The following is a 19,182-nucleotide window of genomic DNA, read 5'->3' as shown; positions in this document are numbered from 1 at the left end:
CCGTACTAATGAGTATGCTCCGCCGTCTATTTTTTCAGGGCGGCCTTTGAGGCTATAAAGAATGAAAACTTTTACCGCTAAACCGGAAACAGTAAAGCGCGACTGGTTCGTCGTCGACGCTGCTGGTCAGACCCTGGGTCGTCTGGCCACTGAAATCGCGAGCCGTCTGCGTGGCAAGCACAAGCCGGAATACACTCCGCACGTTGACACTGGCGACTACATCGTCGTGATCAATGCCGAGCAGATCCGTGTGACCGGTGCCAAGACCACCGACAAGATCTACTACTCTCACTCCGGTTTCCCGGGCGGGATCAAGTCGATCAACTTTGAAAAGCTGATCGCCAAAGCTCCTGAGCGCGTGATCGAGACCGCGGTCAAAGGCATGCTGCCTAAGAACCCGCTGGGTCGCGACATGTATCGTAAGCTGAAAGTCTATGCGGGCGCTGCACACCCTCATACTGCTCAGCAGCCCCAAGAACTGAAGTTTTAACGGAATAGTTCATTATGTCGGCGACTCAAAATTACGGCACTGGCCGTCGCAAGACCGCAACCGCTCGCGTTTTCCTGCGTCCGGGCACCGGTAACATCTCCATCAACAACCGTTCCCTGGACTCGTTCTTCGGTCGCGAAACTGCCCGCATGGTAGTTCGTCAGCCGCTGGAACTGACTCAGACTGTCGAGAAATTCGACATCTACGTCACTGTCATCGGCGGTGGTGTGAGTGGTCAAGCTGGCGCAATCCGCCACGGTATCACCCGCGCTCTGATGCAGTACGACGAAACCCTGCGTGGCGCTCTGCGCAAAGCAGGCTTCGTAACTCGCGATGCTCGCGAAGTTGAACGTAAGAAAGTCGGTCTGCGTAAGGCGCGTAAGCGTCCGCAGTACTCGAAGCGTTAATTCGCTTCCGTTCAAAAAGAACGCTCAGTTTCTATACGAAGCTGGGCGTTTTTTTATGGCTGTCTTTTATGGCTGTCTTTTATTGATGCTGAGGGCCTGGCCAAGGAGATCTCGGATGCTGACGGGAGAGGACCGAATGGCCAATGACGGCGTTAACACGGGCCGGCGTCGCTTCCTTGTGACGGCCACGTCTGTGGTGGGCGCAGCAGGAGCGGTCGGCGCCGCAGTGCCGTTCGTGGGCTCATGGTTCCCGAGCGCCAAGGCCAGGGCTGCGGGAGCGCCTGTCAAAGTCAATATCAGCAAGATCGAGCCCGGCCAGCAGATGATTGCCGAGTGGCGCGGTCAGCCGGTGTTCATTCTCCGTCGCACGCCAGAAATCCTTTCCAGTCTGGGCCAGATTAGCGGGCAGCTCTCCGACCCCGAATCAAAGGACTCCGCCCAGCCCGCCTATGTCGATCCGGTGGTCCGCTCCATCCGGCCTGAAATCCTGCTGTTGATCGGCATCTGTACCCATCTTGGCTGCTCGCCTACGTTTCGCCCCGAAGTCGCCCCCGCCGACTTGGGCAAGGACTGGGTCGGCGGATATTTCTGCCCCTGTCACGGCTCCCAGTACGACTTGGCCGGACGCGTCTATAAGGGGCAGCCTGCACCGCTGAATCTGTCAGTGCCCCCGCATTCCTACGAGTCGGACTCAATCATCGTCATCGGTGTGGATCAGGAGAAAGCGTGATGAGCAGGCTCATGGACTGGATCAACGCGCGCTTTCCCGCGACTTCAATGTGGGAAAACCACCTCAGCAAGTACTACGCGCCCAAGAACCTTAATTTCTTCTATATTTTCGGTGCACTGGCGCTGCTGGTGCTGGTCAACCAGATCCTCACGGGCATCTGGCTGACGATGAGTTACACGCCCACGGCAGAGGGGGCCTTTGCCTCGGTCGAGTACATCATGCGTGACGTCGAATACGGCTCGATCCTGCGGCTGTTGCATTCGACCGGCGCGTCGGCGTTCTTCATCGTCATCTACCTGCACATGTTTCGCGGGCTGCTGTACGGCTCGTATCAGAAGCCGCGCGAGTTAGTCTGGATCTTCGGCATGCTGATTTATCTGGCGCTGATGGCGGAAGCGTTTACGGGCTACCTGCTGCCGTGGGGGCAGATGTCGTACTGGGGCGCTCAGGTGATCATTTCGCTGTTCGGCGCCATTCCCATCATCGGCAATGACCTCGCGCAGTGGATTCGCGGCGATTACCTGATTTCGGGCATCACCCTCAATCGCTTCTTCGCGCTGCACGTCGTGGCCTTGCCGATCGTGATCCTGGGGCTTGTGGTACTGCATATTCTGGCGCTGCATGAAGTGGGCTCGAACAACCCCGACGGCGTCGACATCAATAAGTACAAGGATGAGAACGGCAAACCCCTGGACGGTATTCCCTTCCACCCGTACTACACGGTCAAGGATATCCTCGGCGTCGTGGTGTTTCTGTTCATCTTCTGTTCGGTGGTGTTTTTCTTCCCGGAGATGGGCGGCTACTTCCTCGAGAAACCTAACTTCGAGCAGGCCAACGCCCTCAAGACGCCGGAGCACATTGCGCCGGTCTGGTACTTCACGCCGTTCTACGCGATCTTGCGCGCCATCCCGGACAAGCTTCTCGGTGTCATGGCCATGGGCGCGGCCATCGCCGTACTGTTCGTGCTGCCGTGGCTTGACCGCAGCCCGGTTAAATCGATGCACTACAAGGGTTGGCTGAGCCGCGTCTGGCTGCTGCTGTTTTGCGTGTCCTTCGTGACGCTCGGGGTGCTGGGCGTTCTGCCGCCGAGCCCCGGGCGTGCATTGCTGTCGCAGGTCTGCACCTTCACGTATTTCGCCTACTTCATCCTGATGCCGTTCTACACGCGAATGGAGCGGACGAAGCCGGTGCCGGACAGGGTGACGAGCTGATGAACAAGCTGCTCGCTGTCTTGCTCATTGCCCTGTTGCCGGCGTTTTCGTTCGCCGGTGAGCATGGCGCGGACCTGGAAAGCGTCGACATCGACGTCTCGGACAAGGCTGCCATGCAGGATGGCGCGGGGACGTTCGTCAATTACTGCATGGGCTGCCACAGCGCCAGGTTCCAGCGCTACGAGCGCGTTGCGGACGATCTCGGTATTCCCCACGAGCTGATGCTGGAGAAGCTGGTGTTCACCGGGGCGAAGATCGGCGATCACATGACCATCGGCATGCAGCCGGCGGATGCGAAAAACTGGTTTGGCGCAGTGCCGCCCGACCTGGCCCTCGTCGCACGCGTTCGCGGAACGGACTGGCTCTATGGCTACCTGCGTTCGTTCTACGAGGACCCGACGCGGCCCTGGGGCGTGAACAACAGGGTTTTCCCCAATGTGGCCATGCCCAATGTGCTGGAAGGGCTTCAGGGGCGTCAGAGGATCGGCTGCAAGGAGGTTCAGCGCGTTGAAGACGGCAAAAAACAATACGACCCGCTTACGAGCACGCCTCAGACTCATGAAACCTGCGATCAGCTGATCATCGTGCCCGACACTGGCGCGCTGACTGAAGAACAGTTCAACCAGAAGGTGAAGAACCTCGTCACCTTCCTCGCTTACTCGGCCAACCCGGACAAACTGCAACACCAGCGCATCGGCACCTACGTGCTGCTTTACCTCGCCGTGCTGTTCATCCTGGCCTGGCTGCTCAAGCGCGAATTCTGGAAAGACATCCACTGAGCGGACGTCTGATTCGCGGGTCTGCGCCGCTTGCCGCTGCGCTGTTTCAGGTAATGAGGGGAGAGCAGGTATAGTGGCTGGCTGAAGATTGCAGAATCTACCTTGAGTAAATGAGCTATCTTGTCGCCCGCGTTGAACACCCGATCATCGTGGACGTCGCCGAAAGCGCCCTCGCGGCGCATCCGTATTTCTGCTTTTTGAATATCTACAAGCGAGGAGGACCGCCATGGGCGTGACCAATCGGTTGGCCTGTTACTCCGACCCCGCCGACCACTATTCCCATCGCGTGCGCATTGTGCTCGCCGAGAAAGGTGTCAGCGCCGAGATCATTGAAGTTGTCGAGGGCCGTCATCCGCCCAAATTGATCGAGGTGAATCCGTACGGCAGCGTGCCAACCCTGGTCGATCGTGACCTGGCGTTGTACGAGTCGACGGTGGTGATGGAATACCTGGACGAACGTTATCCCCATCCGCCGCTGCTCCCGGTCTATCCGGTGGCGCGTGCCAACAGCCGCCTGCTGATCCACCGGATTCAGCGCGACTGGTGCGGTCTGGTGGATCTGATTCTGGACCCGCGCAGCAAAGAAGGCGCACGTGTTCAGGCGCGCAAGGAACTGCGCGAAAGTCTGACCGGCGTATCGCCGTTGTTCGCGGATAAGCCTTTTTTCCTGAGCGACGAGCAAAGTCTGGTCGATTGCTGTCTATTGCCCATACTCTGGCGCCTGCCGATTCTGGGTATCGAATTGCCGCGGCCCGCCAAGCCGCTGCTTGACTACATGGAGCGCCAATTTGCGCGTGAGGCATTTCAGGCAAGTCTGTCTGGTGTCGAACGCGACATGCGCTAAGGCCTTAGGAGCCGTTTGATGAACTCCAGTCGCCCTTATCTGATCCGCGCGCTGTATGAGTGGATCGTGGATAACGATTGCACACCGCACGTACTCGTCAATGCCGAGTACCCGGCGGTACAAGTCCCGCAAGGCTTTGCCAATGACGGGCAGATCGTTCTGAACATTTCACCGAGCGCCGTTCGCCATCTGCACATGGACAACGACGCGGTGAGTTTTGAAGGCCGCTTCGGTGGCGTTCCCCACAGCCTGTACGTGCCGATTGCCGCGATCATGGGCATTTACGCCCGCGAAAACGGGCAGGGCATGGTCTTCGACCTGGAGCCTGCTGTGGATGAAGACGAAGATCTGGACGTCGAAGACGACATGCCGCCACCGAACGACGAGCCGCCACGCCCTACGGGCCGGCCGAGTCTGAAAGTGGTCAAGTAAGTCGCTTCTGCAGTAAAGAAAAAGGCGATCCCGAGGGATCGCCTTTTTTGTGTGCGCTGATATCCATCCAAACTTGGTTCAGGTTCGCTGAATCGTGTATGTCACTTTGCGCTTCCCGTAGACTGCAATTTTCATGACCTCGTTACGGACGCTAACAGCTTCAGCAACTTTGATGAGCTTGGTCATGCTGTTGATCGTGCTCGTCTTTGACTGACATTTGAACCGTTCAATTTCGGCAATGGAGCATGCTCGATAGGCACTTCGGATCACCCCGCTCTTCTCAAGCAGATCAATTTTCTCTGGCCGAATCCATGAAATCAGCTCGATAATTTTGTGGATTTTTTCATGTAAATGATCCACTGCCTGCTGCTCGTCCGTAACGCCGAAGCGCTTCCATGCCGGCTCATGGTGGAACACTCGGTTACGAAAGTTGCGAACAAGCGAAACTCGGTCTTTGCAGAACTGGAGCATGTTCGCACTCGTAGGCCATGTGCCTCTAAACACCTGCCCCAGATTCTTCGGCCAAATCAGATTGTTGCCCATGAATTCATTATCAAGGACGAACTCCCATGTGGAGAAATCAGCTTGGGAGACGATCTCTTGGTGATCGGGAGCGCCATTGCTGCCCGGTCGTTTCCCTTTTTCCCTTCTGGCAATCTTGAAGGCTGACTGGAAATTATTGGTCAAATATTCAACTGGCTGCGGCGTGTTCACAATGCCGGCGGTGTAGCTTCTGTAGCGAAGCTTGCCTTTTTTCCACCAGAATTTACCGATGTCAGCCGTTAAAGCTGAGTCAATCGCATTCCTCAGCGTGACTTCAGCAGCGCTGAGCAACGGTTAGAGGGACGCGCAGGCATGGGAATTCCATAGGTATGCGCCGACCAGCTCCACGTCATTGGTGACGGAAAAAACCTTGCTGTAGCTGGAGATTCGGTGAGAGCTGATGATCTGATCAATCAGCACGGGTCTGTACTGGACGGTGTGCGGCATGCTCGGCTTCCTTTCCGCGAGGGGCCTGTATGAATGTGGGTTGACATGCATGTCAACCAACCATAGGATTCGTACCAGGTTGGCAATGAGCTCCAATGAGCGAAAGCTTAAGACTTTTTGCAAAGACCACGAAACACCCACCCCGGCCTCGAGTCGGGGTTTTTGTTTCTGGAGGTTTTCCAGCTCGCGTGTGCGTCGGTTCTATTTGCTTGCCAATCGGGCGGAATAGCGCCGCAACTGGAAAAGAAGCCGCCCCCGCCAGTCTGCCGGGCTACCATCAATGTAGACCCACTTATCGTTAAATCCTGGCTGGCACTCGGACCCAAAGCGATGCAATAAAAAGCCCTCACTTGGAGGGCTTAAAAATGTTTGGCAAATCTGACGCTGCAAACAAGCGCTGTATCGCCTTTGTTGTATGCGCCGATTGGCGGCTGCAACACCGTCAGTCGATGTACTCAAACAGCTTCACGATCTTCTGCACGCCGCCGACGCCTTGCACCAGGTTGGTGGCGCGGGTGGCTTCTGCCTGGGTCAGCAGGCCCAGCAGGTAGACGATGCCGTTTTCAGTCACGACCTTGATGCGCGAGCCGGGGATGGCGCTGTCGGTGAGCATTTCGGTTTTAATCTTGCTCGTCAGCCAGGCGTCGTTGCTGCGCGCCAGCATCGAGGACGGGCCGGTGACCTGCAGCTCGTTGTTGACCTTCTTGACCTTTTGCACCTGGCTGGCCGTTTGCTCGGCCAGTTGCTTGAGGTCGGCGCGCGGTGTCTGGCCTGCCAGCAGCACGATGCCGTTGAAACTGGTCACGACGATGTGCGAGGCGTTGTCCAGATCAGGATTGGCCTTGGCGATGTTGACCGAGACCTTGGTCTCGATCAGTGAGTCGTCGATCTTGCTGCCGAAGGTGCGTGTACCGCGATCGTCATCGATCGGCGCTTCGCGACTGGCGTTGATCACCGAGCTGCATCCGCTGATGCCCAGGCAGAGCGTCACGGCCAGCAGGCTAAGACGTTTGGATATCATTCTTCACTCCCGAACAGTTGGCTGTCGATCAAGTCGCAAAGGCAGTGGATCGCCAGCAGGTGGACTTCCTGGATACGTGCGGTGACTTTTGCCGGGACGCGGATTTCAACGTCCTCCGGCAACAGCAACGACGCAACGTCGCCGCCATCGCGACCGGTCAAGGCTACGACAATCATTTCACGATCATGTGCGGCCTGGATGGCCTGAATAATGTTCGCCGAATTGCCGCTGGTGGAAATCGCCAACAGCACATCGCCCGGCTGGCCCAGCGCACGAATCTGTTTGGAGAAGATTTCGTTGTAGCTGTAGTCGTTGGCGATGGAGGTGATGGTGGAGGTGTCGGTGGTCAGCGCGATAGCGGGCAGGCTCGGTCGCTCGCGTTCGAAACGGTTGAGCAGCTCCGAGGAAAAGTGCTGGGCATCGCCAGCCGAACCGCCATTACCGCAGGCGAGTATCTTGCCCTCGTTGAGCAGGGCGTTGACCATCACTTGGCTGGCTTGCTCGATGTGGGGTGCAACAACATCCATCGCCTGTTGCTTGGTGTCGATGCTGGCCTGAAAAAGCTGGCGAATTCGGGATTGCATGTCCATCTATGAAAACCTTAATAGGGGCGGCTGATCGGGACGGCGTCCGATAAGGCATCGGCGTCCCGGCACAAAACTGTGCAGCCCGCAAAGCAAAGAGCAAAAGAGCCAGTGTGGTTCGTTGGGTAGTAAGGAATAAAGCTCAGCAACAGAGCTTCCCGGCTAAAGCCGGTCCTACAAAGCTAAAGCAGGTCCTACAGGGCCAGATGCGCCTCCAGTGGGACCGGCTTTAGCCGGGAAGGCGGCCGATCTTACGCTGCAAACCCCACGGAATCATCGCGTTTCAGCAATCGAACGCATTCGTCAGCCAGTTAAGCGCGGGTGACGTGCCGGGGTCACCATTGATCGCGACGACGTCGAAGCGACACGGCGAATCGGCCCAGCGCACCTCGCTTTGCAGAAAGGATTGAGCCGCCAGTGTGAGCTTTTCCTGCTTGCGAAAATCGACGCTTTCCAGCGCGCCACCCCAACCGGCGTGGCGACGATACCGAACTTCGACGAATACTACTGTATCGCCGTCGAGCATGACCAGATCAAGCTCGCCGCGTTTGCATGACCAGTTGCGGGTAATCAGCTGCAATCCCTGCTGTTGCAGGTGACGCAGGGCGTAGGCTTCGGCCTCGCGCCCTGCAGTTTGACGGGTCGTGCCTGAGGTCAAGGCGCGGTGTCCGGCAGGCGCTGGACCTTGCCGTCCACAAACTCTGCCCATGGCAGCTGACGCTCGATGCGTTGGCCCTGACCGATCGCCAGGCTGCCGGACAGGCCATCGATGCGGCTGTCGGGCAGGGTTTTCAGCTGAGTCAGTCGTGGCGCCAGACGGTACGCGTCGATGCCCATGGCGTAGAGACGGCCAAGGCTGCCGGCTGCTTGTGGCCATTGAGCGGTCACTTGCTGGCGCAGCGGGTCGTTTGCGTTCAGCAACCACGGGGTTTCGCAGAAACGCACGCCGTTCAGGTCGTTGTACATCGCCGCGTCGCCGCTGTTGGTGAACAGGTGCGAAGTGGCATAGACCGGAACATCGCCAGCGTACTGGAAGACCATGGTCGGCTTGATCTGCTGAGCCTGTTGAGGCGTTGCAGCGAGGAACATAAAGTCTACGTCCTGGCGACGGGAAGGCTGAGCGGCCATCTGCGTGCCAGTGGCGCTTTGCACGCGCTGGGCGCGGCCTTCGCTGTTGCGCAACTGGAACAGATCGGCAACCTGTTGAGCGAGTGCGACCGGCTGATCGATGCGTTCAGCACCCAGCAAGGTGCCGCCTTTGGCCTGCCAGCTTTGACGGAAGGCCTCCAGTACGCGATCACCCCATTCGCCCTTCGGCACCATGGCAACCGCACTGCGCTTGCCATCGGCCCAGGCACGGCGTGCCACTTCGCGGGCTTCGTCTTCGGCCGCCAGCCCGAACTGGAACAGCTCGGCAGGGCCCTGAGTGCTGGAATCGCTGTAATTCAGCGCCAGCGTGGTAATCGGCAATTGAGGGCGAGCGCTCAGCTGTTTAACCAGTGGCTTCTCCAGCGGACCCACCACCAGTTGCACGCCTGCAGCTTTGGCTTGTGCATAAAAGGCGTCCATCGAGGTCACGCGGGAACTGTCGAATACTTCGATCGCAGGCGGCTTCTCGCCGGCCTGCTGAGCTTGATAGTTCGCGGCCATGAAGCCGTCACGCAGAGCGCGTGATACCGAGGCGAGCGGACCGTCTTGCGGCAGCAGCAACGCGATCTTGGTCAACGGCTGGCTCTTCAGTTCACGCAATTGCGCGAGGGCAGTCGGCAGCTGACGTGCCGCCGGGTGCTGCGGATTCTGCGCTTTCCAGTTGTCGATAGCCGCCTGTTGCTGTTCCAGCGTGCCGGCGCCCTTGACCGCGCGGGCCAGGCTCAGCCAGCCGCCCATGTCATCGTTGGCCGAGCTTTGCAGCTGTTCGGGTGGCAGCGCGGCAACCAGCGTCCAGATCGCGTCGTTGTTGGCGTTCAGGGCGTCGCCTTGCAGCAATGGGCCCATGAACACGCGCTCACTCGCGGCTGCGAGGGTCTGGCCGTCTGCCTCAAAAGCGCGGGCGCGGACGGTGTGAGCACGGGTTTGCAGGTCAACCGGCATTTCGCCCAGATGCTGCATGCTCGGGTGATTGAGAGCGGTCAGCGCGGCTTTCGGCTGGCTGCGACCCAATGCCAGTTCGGCAGACAGGGTGTTGGCATAGATTTGTTTGTCGGTCTTGAGCTGGTCCAATTGCACCTGCTCAAGGATGCTTGCGGCGCGGCTGGGGTTGTTCTGGCGCGCTGCCAGGTCGGCCGCCGTCAGTTTCAGCAACGCTGCCTGATCAGGCGACTTTGCCGCAGCGGCCTGTTCGAGCAGTTGTTCGATGCTGGCATCGGGGGTGCGTGGCAATTCGCCAAGGCTGGAGGAGGGCGAACCGGCACAGGCAGCCAGGAGGGCAGCCAGGCAGAGGGCAGAGAACAGCCGCAGGCAAGCGATCATGTGTATGTTCCTGATACTCGAGCAAATTAGCGTGGAAGTGTACCCAAGCACTGGCCGGGGCGCGACGTTGAAGGCGTTAAAGCGGTGATATTGGTCGTCTCCGGGCGCGTCAGTTGACGTGAGTCGGACTGTCGCGGAGTCGCTGCCGTGCTGCTGGCGTTCGAGCTGCTTTTCTGGACTCACGGGGTGCGACGTCCTGTTTTGTCCGCCGCAGCCTGTACAATGCAGGCTTTTACACAACATGAGGTGTGCGCTTTGACTGCTCCGGGTGCTTCGAATTCCACTACAGGCGCGCTTTATGTGGTGGCCACGCCGATCGGCAACCTGGATGACATCAGCGCCCGTGCCTTGAAGGTGCTGCGCGATGTTTCGCTGATTGCCGCCGAGGATACCCGCCACTCGTTACGGCTGATGCAGCACTTCGGCATCCCGACCCCTTTGGCCGCCTGTCACGAGCACAACGAGCGCGAGGAGGGCAGCCGCTTCATCACCCGACTGCTGGCGGGCGATAACGTCGCGCTGATATCCGATGCCGGCACGCCGCTTATTTCCGACCCTGGCTACCACCTGGTGCGTCAGGCACGTGCAGCAGGGATTCAAGTGATCCCCGTGCCGGGCGCCTGCGCCCTGATTGCCGCGCTGTCGGCGGCGGGGTTGCCCTCGGACCGCTTTATCTTCGAAGGCTTCTTGCCGGCCAAATCGGTGGGCCGAAAGGCGCGGCTCGAACTCGTCAAAGAAGAACCGCGCACGCTTATCTTCTATGAAGCGCCCCATCGCATTCTCGAATGCCTTCAGGACATGGAAGACATCTTCGGCCCGGACCGTCCCGCCGTGCTTGGCCGCGAATTGACGAAAACGTTCGAAACCCTCAAAGGACTGCCGCTGTCCGAGCTACGTGCCTTCGTTGAAGGCGACAGTAATCAGCAGCGAGGCGAGTGCGTGGTGCTGGTGGCAGGCTGGAGCGAACCCGAAGGCGAGGATGTGATTGGCGCCGAAGCGCGGCGGGTGCTGGATCTGCTGCTGGAAGAAATGCCCCTCAAGCGTGCAGCTGCGCTGGCAGCAGAGATCACCGGCGTACGCAAAAACCTGCTTTATCAGGTGGCGCTGGACAAACAGAAAGGCGTGTCACGGGATGTCGCGGGCAACTTGGCAAATGGCCGGAAACCCGATTAAAGCTTGTTCTTGAGCCGTCCTCCCATTAACCTTGGCGGCGGAGAGTCGATTGGACAGTCGCTGCCTTTCATTGTTCTGCAATGGAGGGGGGAGGAAAGTCCGGGCTCCATAGGGCGGAGTGCCAGGTAACGCCTGGGGGGCGCGAGCCTACGGAAAGTGCCACAGAAAATAACCGCCTAAGCACTTCGGTGCCGGTAAGGGTGAAAAGGTGCGGTAAGAGCGCACCGCACGTCTGGCAACAGTTCGTGGCTAGGTAAACCCCACTCGGAGCAAGACCAAATAGGGTTCCAAGGCGTGGCCCGCGCTGGAACCGGGTAGGTTGCTAAAGACGTCCGGTGACGGCCGTCGTAGAGGAATGACTGTCCTCGACAGAACCCGGCTTACAGATCGACTCTCCACCTCTTTCTCCCCCTCGTTTGTACGATTTATCCCCTTCGGTAATACCAAAAAAATCTTAAACCTCACAAATCACTTTAACTTCGAACGTCATCCATTTGTTCGTCCTCGGAAATATCCGTAGGACCGATCCGAAATCCGCCACATCTCCTTCGTAAGTGCTCCTAAATATCCGTCCTATAAGGGTTTTCCTCGTGAAGTCGCCTTGACGGTGTGGTGGGCGCATTCCTATAGTGTGCGCGAGTGGCGGAAAGTGGCGTGAAGTGGGTTTTTTAAGCTCAAAAAGATAATATTTGGAGATCGCGCCTGTGTTCCGTGGTGCAAACGCAATCAATCTCGACGCAAAGGGCCGTCTCGCTATGCCGAGCCGGTACCGTGACGAGTTGGATTCGCGTAGCGCAGGGCAGTTGATCGTCACCATTGATACCGTCGACCCGTGCTTGTGCATCTATCCGCTTCCCGAGTGGGAGCTGATCGAGGCCAAGTTGCGCGAGCTCGCCACGTTCCGTGAAGAAAACCGTCGTCTGCAGCGGCTGTTGATCGGTAATGCGGTGGATCTGGAGCTGGACGGCAGTGGGCGTTTCCTGGTGCCGCCACGTTTGCGTGAATACGCCAAGCTCGATAAGCGAGTGATGCTGGTAGGCCAGCTCAACAAGTTTCAACTGTGGGATGAGGACGCCTGGAACGCACTTGCTGATGCGGACCTTGCGGCCATTCAAAAACCGGGTGCGATGCCCGATGAACTGCGTGATTTGATCCTGTGACTACGAATAGCGGCTTTACCCACATCACCGTACTGCTCGAAGAAGCCGTCGAGGCTCTCGCGGTGCGCGCCGATGGCTGCTATCTGGATGGCACGTTCGGTCGTGGCGGACATAGCCGCCTTATATTGCAAAACCTGGGTCCGGAGGGTCGGCTTCTCGGATTCGATAAAGATCCCCAAGCGATTGCCACCGGGCAAACGCTGGCGGCCGAAGACGGCCGCTTTGTCATTGTGCAGCGCAGCTTTGCTGAACTGGGCGCCGAAGCTCAAGAACGCGGGTTGGCGGGCAAGGTCAGCGGCATTCTGCTGGATCTCGGTGTGTCGTCGCCACAACTGGACGACCCCGAGCGCGGCTTCAGCTTCATGAACGATGGCCCCCTCGACATGCGCATGGACCCGTCCCGCGGCGTCAGCGCAGCCGAGTTCGTCAATACCGCTCCCGCCGAAGAAATCGCCCGCGTTTTCAAGGAATACGGCGAAGAGCGTTTCTCCCGCCGCATGGCAGGTGCTGTCGTGGCCCGTCGCGAGACTCAGCCGTTCGAGCGCACCGGCGATCTGGCCGAAGTCCTGAAAGTTGCCAATCCGGCGTGGGAGAAGGGCAAGAACCCCGCGACCCGCGCCTTCCAGGGCCTGCGCATTCACGTCAACAACGAACTGGGTGATCTTGAAGCCGGCCTTGACGCTGCGCTGGAAGCCCTCGAAGTGGGCGGCCGTCTGGTGGTCATCAGCTTCCATTCGCTGGAAGACCGCATCGTCAAATTGTTCATGCGCAAGCTGGTCAAGGGCGAAGCCGACAACCTGCCGCGCAACCTGCCGATCCGTCATCAGGCCTTCGAGCCGCGCATCAAGCTGATCTGCAAGGCACAGTTCGCTTCCGATGACGAAACCCGCGCCAATCCGCGTTCGCGCAGCGCCGTCATGCGCGTCGCGGAGAAACTCCGATGAGCCGCGGTTTCTTCAAGCCTCTGCCGGGCGGCAGCTTCTTTATGCTCCTGCTGTATGTTGCCGTGCTGGTTTCGGCGATCGGTGTGGCGTACAGCGCGCACTGGAACCGTCAGCTGCTCAACTCCCTTTACGGTGAGCTCAGCGTGCGCGACAAGGCGCAGGCCGAGTGGGGCCGTCTGATTCTTGAGCAAAGCACCTGGACCGCCCACAGCCGTATCGAAGCCCTGGCCACCGATCAGCTGAAAATGCGCATCCCGAACGCCGCCGATATCCGGATGGTGTCGCCATGATGAAACTCGAAGGGGCGCTCTACCCGTGGCGGTTCCGTGTCGTGGTCGGCCTGCTGTCGGTCATGGTCATCGCGATCTGCTACCGCATCGTCGACCTGCAAGTCATCGACCATCGTTTCCTGATCGAACAGGGCGATGCGCGCAGCCTGCGTACCGTTTCGATCCCTGCCCACCGTGGTCTGATCACCGACCGTAACGGTGAGCCGTTGGCCGTCAGTACGCCGGTCACCACCATTTGGGCGAACCCGTCCGAAATGCAGGCCGACAAGACCAAGTGGGTCCAACTCGCGCAGGCTCTGGGGCAGGAACCCAAGGCACTGACGGATCGCCTCAATGAACAGGCAAGCAAAGAATTCATCTATCTGGTCCGTGGCCTGACCCCGGAGCAGGGTCAGTCGGTACTCGATCTGAAAGTCCCGGGCGTTTACGGCAAGGAAGAATTCCGCCGTTTCTACCCTGCGGGCGATGTCACCGCGCACATGGTCGGCTTTACCGACCTCGATGACCACGGACGTGAAGGCGTAGAGCTGGCGTATGAAGACTGGCTCGCCGGTGTCCCCGGCAAGCGCCAGGTCATCAAGGACCGGCGCGGCAGGATGATCAAAGACCTGCAAGTGAAGAAAAACGCCAAGGCCGGGAAGACCTTGGCTTTGTCTATTGACCTGCGCCTGCAATACCTGGCGACCCGTGAGCTGCGCAACGCCATTCAGGAAAACGACGCCAAGGCCGGCAGCCTGGTGATCATGGACGTGAAGACCGGCGAAGTACTGGCAATGGTCAATCAGCCGACCTACAACCCGAACAACCGTCGCACCATGGTGCCGGCAGCGATGCGCAACCGCGCGATCATCGACGTGTTCGAGCCGGGTTCGACCATGAAGCCGATCTCCATGACCGCCGCACTGGAAAGCGGCCGCTGGAAACCGAGCGACAAGGTCGAGGTGTACCCGGGCACGTTGCAGATCGGCAAATACACCATCCGTGACGTGACCAAAACCGAAGGCCCGATCCTCGACCTGACCGGCATCCTGATCAACTCCAGTAACGTCGGCATGAGTAAAGTGGCGTTCGACGTCGGTGGCGAAGCGATTTTCCGTGCCATGCAGCGTGTGGGCCTGGGCCAATACACCGGCCTCGGCTTCCCGGGCGAGCGCGTCGGCAACCTGCCGAACTACCGCGAGTGGCGCAAGGCTGAAACCGCAACGCTGTCGTACGGCTACGGCCTGTCCGTCACGGCGCTGCAGCTGGTGCACGCCTACGCGGCACTGGCCAACAACGGCAAGATAGTGCCGTTGACCATTCTCAAAACCGATACGCCAGCCGAGTCGGTGCAGGCCATTCCGGAAGCGACGGCCAAGACCGTGCAGGGCATGTTGCAGCAGGTGATCGAAGACCCGCGCGGCGTTTACCGTGCGCGCGTTCCGTCGTATCACGTGGCGGGTAAGTCCGGTACCGCGCGGAAAACGTCCGTGGGCACCAAGGGCTACGCCGAAAACTCGTACCGTTCGCTGTTCGCCGGTTTCGGCCCGATGAGCAACCCGCGCTATGCGGTCGTTGTGGTTATCGATGAGCCGAGCAAAGGCGGTTACTTCGGTGGTCTGGTTTCCGCTCCAGTCTTCAGCAAGGTGATGTCGGGCACGTTGCGTTTGATGAACGTGCGCCCGGACAACCTCGCGCCGGTTCCGCCTGAGCAACAAGCCAACGCTGTGCCCGCCGTCGCCCCAGTCAAGGGAGGACGTGGCTGATGTCTTTGAATTTGAGCAAGCTGTTTGCGCAGTGCAATCGCGATCTGCTGATTCGCGAACTGACCCTGGACAGCCGCAAAGTGCGTCCGGGCGATCTGTTTCTGGCGATTCCAGGCCTCAAGGTCGACGGCCGTGAGCACATCACCGACGCCATTGCACACGGCGCGGCGGCCATCGCTTATGAAGCCGAAGGCGCCAAGGTACTGCCGATCACTGACATCCCGATGATGCCGGTCAAGGGCCTGGCAGCACAGCTGTCCGACCTCGCCGGGCGCTTCTATGGCGACCCGAGCCGCAACCTGAACCTGATCGGCGTGACCGGCACCAACGGTAAAACCAGCGTGACTCAGCTGGTGGCGCAGGCGCTGGACAAGCTCGGGCAGCACTGCGGCATCATCGGCACGCTGGGTACCGGGTTCTATAGCGAGCTGAAAAGCGGCATTCACACCACGCCGGATCCGATCTCCGTGCAATCGACGCTCTACGACCTGAAAAGGGCCGGGGCCAAAGCGATTGCCATGGAAGTCTCGTCCCACGGGCTGGATCAGGGCCGGGTTACCGCGCTGGCTTTTGACGTGGCGGTGATGACCAATCTGTCCCGCGACCATCTCGATTACCACGGCAGCATGGAGGCCTACGCTGCCGCCAAGGCCAAGCTGTTCGCCTGGAATGACCTGCGCTGCCGTGTGGTCAATCTCGACGACGCGTTTGGTCGCCAGCTCGCAGCTGCGCCTCACATTTCGCGTCTGATTACCTACAGCCAGGAAGACAGCAGCGCTTACCTGTTCTGCCGCGATGCGCGTTTCGATGACGATGGCGTGCGCGCGACCTTGGTAACGCCCCAAGGCAGCCATGCGCTGCGCAGCAGCCTTTTGGGTCGTTTCAACCTGAGCAATGTGCTGGCTGCGGTCGGCGCTTTGATGGGTCTCGATTACCCGCTGGATGACATTCTCAAAGTCCTGCCAACACTGGAAGGCCCTGCTGGCCGGATGCAGCGTCTGGGCGGTGGCTCGCGTCCGCTGGTCGTGGTCGATTACGCCCACACCCCTGACGCGCTGGAAAAAGTGCTCGCGGCTTTGCGCCCGCACGCTAAAGGTCAGTTGACCTGCCTGTTCGGCTGCGGCGGCGATCGCGATCGCGGCAAGCGTCCGCTGATGGCCGAAGTGGTCGAGCGTCTGGCCGACAAAGTGCTGGTCACCGACGACAACCCGCGCAGCGAAGACCCGGCGCGTATTTTTGATGACATCCGTGCTGGATTCGTCTCGGCGAACGCCGTCGATTTCGTTGCCGGTCGCGGTCAGGCCATCGCGCAGATCATTGCTCAGGCGTCCGCCGCTGATGTGATCGTGCTGGCAGGCAAGGGCCACGAGGATTACCAGGAAATAAACGGACAGCGTCAACCGTTTTCCGATCTGGAAGAAGCCATCAAGGCGCTCGACGCCTGGGAGGCCGCACATGCTTAAGCCGCTCTCGTTCAGTGAACTGCTCGTGCCGCTCGATGCGCGTCGTGTGGGCCATGACTGCAGTTTCTCCGGTGTCAGCATCGACAGCCGCGCGATCACGCCCGGCCAATTGTTCGTGGCGCTGACCGGCCCGCGCTTCGATGGTCACGACTACCTCGATCAAGTGGCGGCCAAAGGCGCAGTCGGCGCGTTGGTTGAGCGCGAGATCCCGGGGAGTTCGTTGCCACAGTTGATCGTCGGCGACACCCGCAAAGCCCTCGCGCAACTCGGCGCGCTGAACCGCAATGCCTTTATAGACAAGCCGGTCGCTGCGATCACCGGTTCCAGCGGCAAGACCACCGTGAAGGAAATGCTTGCGAGCATCCTGCGCACCCGCGGTCCTGTGCTGGCGACGCGCGGCAACCTGAACAATGAATTGGGCGTGCCGCTGACGTTGCTGGAACTGGCGCCGGAATTTGACGCCGCGGTCATCGAGCTGGGCGCGTCGCGGGTGGGCGAGATTGCTTTCACGGTCAGCCTGACCAAGCCCCACGTCTGCGTGCTCACCAACGCCGGGACCGCCCACGTTGGCGAGTTCGGCGGCCCGGAAAAGATCGTCGAAGCCAAGGGCGAGATCATCGAAGGCCTGGACGCCCGCGGCGTGGCGGTATTGAACCTCGACGACAAGGCGTTCGATATCTGGGTGGCCCGCGCCGGCTCACGCAACGTGTTGAGTTTTGCACTCAAAAACAGCCGTGCCGACTTCTATGCCAGTGATCTGGGCGTTGATGCGCGCGGTTGCCCGGCGTTCACGCTGAACACCCCGAACGGCTCCGCGCCGGTGCAATTGAATCTGCTGGGCACACACAACGTTGCCAACGCATTGGCCGCTGCTGCTGCCGCCCATGCGCTGGACGTGTCGCTGGCGGGGATCGTTGCCGGGCTCAATGACGTACAGCCGGTCAAAGGCCGCACCGTCGCGCAGCTCGCGCCGAACGGCATGCGGGTCATTGATGACACTTACAACGCCAACCCCACTTCCTTGGCTGCCGCGACCGACATCCTCACCGGTTTCCCGGGCCGCAAGGTTCTGGTGCTGGGCGATATCGGCGAGCTGGGCGCCTGGGCGGAACAGGGGCATCGCGATGTCGGCGAGTACGCCGTCGGCAAAGTCGACGCGCTGTATGCCGTCGGTCCGTTGATGGCCCATGCGGTCAAGGCTTTCGGGCAGGATGCCCGCCATTTTGAAACTCAGGCCGAGCTGATCGAAGCGCTCGGCGCCGAGCACGATAAAAACACCACCATTTTGATTAAAGGTTCACGCAGCGCTGCGATGGAAAACGTCGTAGCGGCCTTATGCGGAACACGCCTGGAGAAACATTAATGCTGCTGCTGCTGGCCGAGTATCTGCAACAGTTCTACAAAGGCTTCGCGGTCTTTCAGTACCTGACCCTGCGCGGGATCCTTGGCGTGCTCACTGCACTGTCACTTTCCCTGTGCCTGGGCCCGTGGATGATCCGCGCCCTGCAGAGCAAGCAGATCGGTCAATCCGTACGCAATGACGGACCCCAATCGCACCTGTCCAAGTCCGGTACGCCGACCATGGGGGGGGCGCTGATTTTGTCTGCGATCGGCATCGCCACCTTGTTGTGGGCTGATCTGAGCAACCGTTATGTGTGGGTCGTGCTGATTGTCACGCTGCTGTTCGGCGCCATCGGCTGGGTCGACGACTACCGCAAGGTCATCGAGAAGAACTCGCGCGGGCTGCCGAGCCGCTGGAAATACTTCTGGCAATCGGTGTTCGGCCTGGGCGCGGCGATCTTCCTTTATATGACTGCGCAATCGCCAGTGGAAACCACGCTGCTGATCCCGATGCTCAAAGACTTCAGTATCCCGCTGGGCATTGGCTTCGTCGTGCTGACCTACTTCGTGATCGTCGGCTCCAGCAATGCCGTGAACCTCACGGATGGCCTGGACGGTCTGGCGATCATGCCAACGGTGATGGTTGGCGGCGCACTGGGGATCTTCTGCTACCTGTCGGGTAACGTGAAGTTCGCGGAATACCTGCTGATCCCTTACGTGCCGGGCGCGGGCGAATTGATCGTGTTCTGCGGCGCGCTGATCGGCGCAGGTCTGGGTTTCCTCTGGTTCAACACCTATCCGGCTCAAGTGTTCATGGGCGACGTCGGTGCACTGGCACTGGGCGCGGCGCTGGGCACCATCGCTGTGATCGTCCGTCAGGAAATCGTCCTGTTTATCATGGGCGGCGTCTTCGTAATGGAAACCCTGTCAGTCGTTATTCAGGTCGCATCCTTTAAATTGACCGGCCGCCGCGTTTTCCGCATGGCGCCCATCCATCACCACTTTGAACTCAAGGGCTGGCCCGAGCCGCGTGTGATCGTCCGTTTCTGGATCATCACCGTGATTCTGGTGTTGGTCGGCCTTGCCACGTTGAAACTGAGGTAGAACGA

21 protein-coding genes and 1 other RNA gene are annotated in these 19,182 nt (G+C 59.7%); 16 read left to right on the top strand and 6 right to left on the bottom strand.

Going from position 1 to position 19,182, the window contains the following annotated elements; translation table 11 throughout:
* Positions 1-61: 61 nt before the first annotated feature.
* The 7 genes from rplM (at position 62) to L4G42_RS10870 (ending at position 4,893) form a co-directional block, all read left to right on the top strand.
* Positions 62-490, top strand: coding sequence for a 50S ribosomal protein L13 (gene rplM, locus L4G42_RS10900; protein WP_019693576.1), 429 nt, complete (start codon positions 62-64; stop codon positions 488-490).
* A gap of 14 nt (positions 491-504) precedes the next feature.
* The gene (gene rpsI / locus L4G42_RS10895; protein ID WP_065992123.1) at positions 505-897 is read left to right on the top strand and encodes a 30S ribosomal protein S9; all 393 of its coding nucleotides are present in this window, start codon (positions 505-507) and stop codon (positions 895-897) included.
* Positions 898-1,033: 136 nt separating this feature from the next.
* Positions 1,034-1,627 carry a ubiquinol-cytochrome c reductase iron-sulfur subunit gene (petA, locus tag L4G42_RS10890; RefSeq protein ID WP_237250807.1) on the top strand — a complete coding sequence of 198 codons (594 nt, stop codon included), beginning with the start codon at positions 1,034-1,036 and terminating at the stop codon, positions 1,625-1,627.
* Complete coding sequence (locus L4G42_RS10885) at positions 1,627-2,838, top strand: cytochrome b (RefSeq protein ID WP_237250752.1); 1,212 nt, start codon at positions 1,627-1,629, stop codon at positions 2,836-2,838. The genes petA and L4G42_RS10885 overlap by 1 nt, the downstream gene beginning before the upstream one ends.
* Positions 2,838-3,617, top strand: a complete 780-nt coding sequence (locus tag L4G42_RS10880) for a cytochrome c1 (RefSeq protein WP_237260810.1) — start codon at positions 2,838-2,840, stop codon at positions 3,615-3,617. The genes L4G42_RS10885 and L4G42_RS10880 overlap by 1 nt, the downstream gene beginning before the upstream one ends.
* 226 nt (positions 3,618-3,843) lie before the next feature.
* Positions 3,844-4,461 (top strand): glutathione S-transferase N-terminal domain-containing protein, encoded by a 618-nt coding sequence (locus L4G42_RS10875; RefSeq protein ID WP_237260808.1) that lies wholly within the window; start codon positions 3,844-3,846, stop codon positions 4,459-4,461.
* 18 nt (positions 4,462-4,479) lie between these two features.
* Positions 4,480-4,893 (top strand): ClpXP protease specificity-enhancing factor, encoded by a 414-nt coding sequence (locus tag L4G42_RS10870; protein WP_065992131.1) that lies wholly within the window; start codon positions 4,480-4,482, stop codon positions 4,891-4,893.
* Positions 4,894-4,971: 78 nt separating this feature from the next.
* Here the strand turns inward: L4G42_RS10870 and L4G42_RS10865 are convergent, their stop codons facing one another.
* The 6 genes from L4G42_RS10865 to L4G42_RS10840 all read right to left on the bottom strand — a co-directional run bounded on the left by L4G42_RS10865 (position 4,972) and on the right by L4G42_RS10840 (position 9,957).
* Positions 4,972-5,727 (bottom strand): CAAX protease, encoded by a 756-nt coding sequence (locus L4G42_RS10865; RefSeq protein WP_237259579.1) that lies wholly within the window; start codon positions 5,725-5,727, stop codon positions 4,972-4,974.
* Positions 5,728-5,730: 3 nt separating this feature from the next.
* Complete coding sequence (locus L4G42_RS10860) at positions 5,731-5,883, bottom strand: hypothetical protein (protein ID WP_237250755.1); 153 nt, start codon at positions 5,881-5,883, stop codon at positions 5,731-5,733.
* Positions 5,884-6,325: 442 nt separating this feature from the next.
* On the bottom strand, positions 6,326-6,904 hold the full coding sequence (locus L4G42_RS10855) for a BON domain-containing protein (RefSeq protein WP_237250756.1): 579 nt from the start codon (positions 6,902-6,904) through the stop codon (positions 6,326-6,328).
* Entirely contained in the window at positions 6,901-7,494 is a 594-nt protein-coding gene (locus tag L4G42_RS10850) for a phosphoheptose isomerase (protein WP_237250757.1), read from the bottom strand. The genes L4G42_RS10855 and L4G42_RS10850 overlap by 4 nt, the downstream gene beginning before the upstream one ends.
* Before the next feature lie 277 nt (positions 7,495-7,771).
* On the bottom strand, positions 7,772-8,146 hold the full coding sequence (locus L4G42_RS10845; protein ID WP_237250758.1) for a YraN family protein: 375 nt from the start codon (positions 8,144-8,146) through the stop codon (positions 7,772-7,774).
* Complete coding sequence (locus L4G42_RS10840) at positions 8,143-9,957, bottom strand: penicillin-binding protein activator (RefSeq protein WP_237250759.1); 1,815 nt, start codon at positions 9,955-9,957, stop codon at positions 8,143-8,145. The genes L4G42_RS10845 and L4G42_RS10840 overlap by 4 nt, the downstream gene beginning before the upstream one ends.
* A gap of 222 nt (positions 9,958-10,179) precedes the next feature.
* Between L4G42_RS10840 and rsmI the strand changes: the two genes are divergently transcribed.
* The 9 genes from rsmI to mraY all read left to right on the top strand — a co-directional run bounded on the left by rsmI (position 10,180) and on the right by mraY (position 19,177).
* Complete coding sequence (rsmI, locus tag L4G42_RS10835) at positions 10,180-11,130, top strand: 16S rRNA (cytidine(1402)-2'-O)-methyltransferase (protein WP_419789364.1); 951 nt, start codon at positions 10,180-10,182, stop codon at positions 11,128-11,130.
* Positions 11,131-11,171: 41 nt separating this feature from the next.
* Positions 11,172-11,529: RNase P RNA component class A (gene rnpB, locus L4G42_RS10830), an RNA gene on the top strand.
* 305 nt (positions 11,530-11,834) lie between these two features.
* Positions 11,835-12,290 carry a division/cell wall cluster transcriptional repressor MraZ gene (mraZ, locus tag L4G42_RS10825; protein WP_037017349.1) on the top strand — a complete coding sequence of 152 codons (456 nt, stop codon included), beginning with the start codon at positions 11,835-11,837 and terminating at the stop codon, positions 12,288-12,290.
* On the top strand, positions 12,287-13,234 hold the full coding sequence (rsmH, locus tag L4G42_RS10820; protein ID WP_237250761.1) for a 16S rRNA (cytosine(1402)-N(4))-methyltransferase RsmH: 948 nt from the start codon (positions 12,287-12,289) through the stop codon (positions 13,232-13,234). Before mraZ ends, rsmH begins: the two co-directional genes overlap by 4 nt.
* The gene (gene ftsL, locus L4G42_RS10815; RefSeq protein ID WP_237250762.1) at positions 13,231-13,524 is read left to right on the top strand and encodes a cell division protein FtsL; all 294 of its coding nucleotides are present in this window, start codon (positions 13,231-13,233) and stop codon (positions 13,522-13,524) included. Before rsmH ends, ftsL begins: the two co-directional genes overlap by 4 nt.
* The gene (locus L4G42_RS10810) at positions 13,521-15,269 is read left to right on the top strand and encodes a peptidoglycan D,D-transpeptidase FtsI family protein (protein ID WP_272903958.1); all 1,749 of its coding nucleotides are present in this window, start codon (positions 13,521-13,523) and stop codon (positions 15,267-15,269) included. Before ftsL ends, L4G42_RS10810 begins: the two co-directional genes overlap by 4 nt.
* Positions 15,269-16,732: a UDP-N-acetylmuramoyl-L-alanyl-D-glutamate--2,6-diaminopimelate ligase gene (locus L4G42_RS10805; RefSeq protein ID WP_237250763.1), complete on the top strand. Its 1,464-nt coding sequence runs from the start codon at positions 15,269-15,271 to the stop codon at positions 16,730-16,732. The genes L4G42_RS10810 and L4G42_RS10805 overlap by 1 nt, the downstream gene beginning before the upstream one ends.
* Positions 16,725-18,095, top strand: a complete 1,371-nt coding sequence (locus L4G42_RS10800; RefSeq protein WP_237250764.1) for a UDP-N-acetylmuramoyl-tripeptide--D-alanyl-D-alanine ligase — start codon at positions 16,725-16,727, stop codon at positions 18,093-18,095. Before L4G42_RS10805 ends, L4G42_RS10800 begins: the two co-directional genes overlap by 8 nt.
* On the top strand, positions 18,095-19,177 hold the full coding sequence (mraY, locus tag L4G42_RS10795; RefSeq protein WP_037014691.1) for a phospho-N-acetylmuramoyl-pentapeptide-transferase: 1,083 nt from the start codon (positions 18,095-18,097) through the stop codon (positions 19,175-19,177). The genes L4G42_RS10800 and mraY overlap by 1 nt, the downstream gene beginning before the upstream one ends.
* Positions 19,178-19,182 lie beyond the last annotated feature (5 nt).

The sequence above is a fragment of the Pseudomonas petrae genome, assembly GCF_021728295.1.
Lineage (GTDB): Bacteria > Pseudomonadota > Gammaproteobacteria > Pseudomonadales > Pseudomonadaceae > Aquipseudomonas > Aquipseudomonas petrae.
Note: the sequence above shows the minus strand (reverse complement) of the source record. Positions and strands in the feature narration are given on the sequence as shown.

Coding starts and splice junctions, on each gene's coding strand:
- L4G42_RS10850 (WP_237250757.1), bottom strand. CDS start 7,494: ATGGACATGCAATCCCGAATTCGCCAGCTTTTTCAGGCCAGCATCGAC.
- petA (WP_237250807.1), top strand. CDS start 1,034: ATGGCCAATGACGGCGTTAACACGGGCCGGCGTCGCTTCCTTGTGACG.
- L4G42_RS10875 (WP_237260808.1), top strand. CDS start 3,844: ATGGGCGTGACCAATCGGTTGGCCTGTTACTCCGACCCCGCCGACCAC.
- rplM (WP_019693576.1), top strand. CDS start 62: ATGAAAACTTTTACCGCTAAACCGGAAACAGTAAAGCGCGACTGGTTC.
- L4G42_RS10860 (WP_237250755.1), bottom strand. CDS start 5,883: ATGCCGCACACCGTCCAGTACAGACCCGTGCTGATTGATCAGATCATC.
- L4G42_RS10800 (WP_237250764.1), top strand. CDS start 16,725: ATGCTTAAGCCGCTCTCGTTCAGTGAACTGCTCGTGCCGCTCGATGCG.
- L4G42_RS10840 (WP_237250759.1), bottom strand. CDS start 9,957: ATGATCGCTTGCCTGCGGCTGTTCTCTGCCCTCTGCCTGGCTGCCCTC.
- L4G42_RS10885 (WP_237250752.1), top strand. CDS start 1,627: ATGAGCAGGCTCATGGACTGGATCAACGCGCGCTTTCCCGCGACTTCA.
- rpsI (WP_065992123.1), top strand. CDS start 505: ATGTCGGCGACTCAAAATTACGGCACTGGCCGTCGCAAGACCGCAACC.
- mraY (WP_037014691.1), top strand. CDS start 18,095: ATGCTGCTGCTGCTGGCCGAGTATCTGCAACAGTTCTACAAAGGCTTC.
- L4G42_RS10805 (WP_237250763.1), top strand. CDS start 15,269: ATGTCTTTGAATTTGAGCAAGCTGTTTGCGCAGTGCAATCGCGATCTG.
- L4G42_RS10870 (WP_065992131.1), top strand. CDS start 4,480: ATGAACTCCAGTCGCCCTTATCTGATCCGCGCGCTGTATGAGTGGATC.
- L4G42_RS10810 (WP_272903958.1), top strand. CDS start 13,521: ATGATGAAACTCGAAGGGGCGCTCTACCCGTGGCGGTTCCGTGTCGTG.
- ftsL (WP_237250762.1), top strand. CDS start 13,231: ATGAGCCGCGGTTTCTTCAAGCCTCTGCCGGGCGGCAGCTTCTTTATG.
- L4G42_RS10855 (WP_237250756.1), bottom strand. CDS start 6,904: ATGATATCCAAACGTCTTAGCCTGCTGGCCGTGACGCTCTGCCTGGGC.
- L4G42_RS10880 (WP_237260810.1), top strand. CDS start 2,838: ATGAACAAGCTGCTCGCTGTCTTGCTCATTGCCCTGTTGCCGGCGTTT.
- rsmI (WP_419789364.1), top strand. CDS start 10,180: ATGCAGGCTTTTACACAACATGAGGTGTGCGCTTTGACTGCTCCGGGT.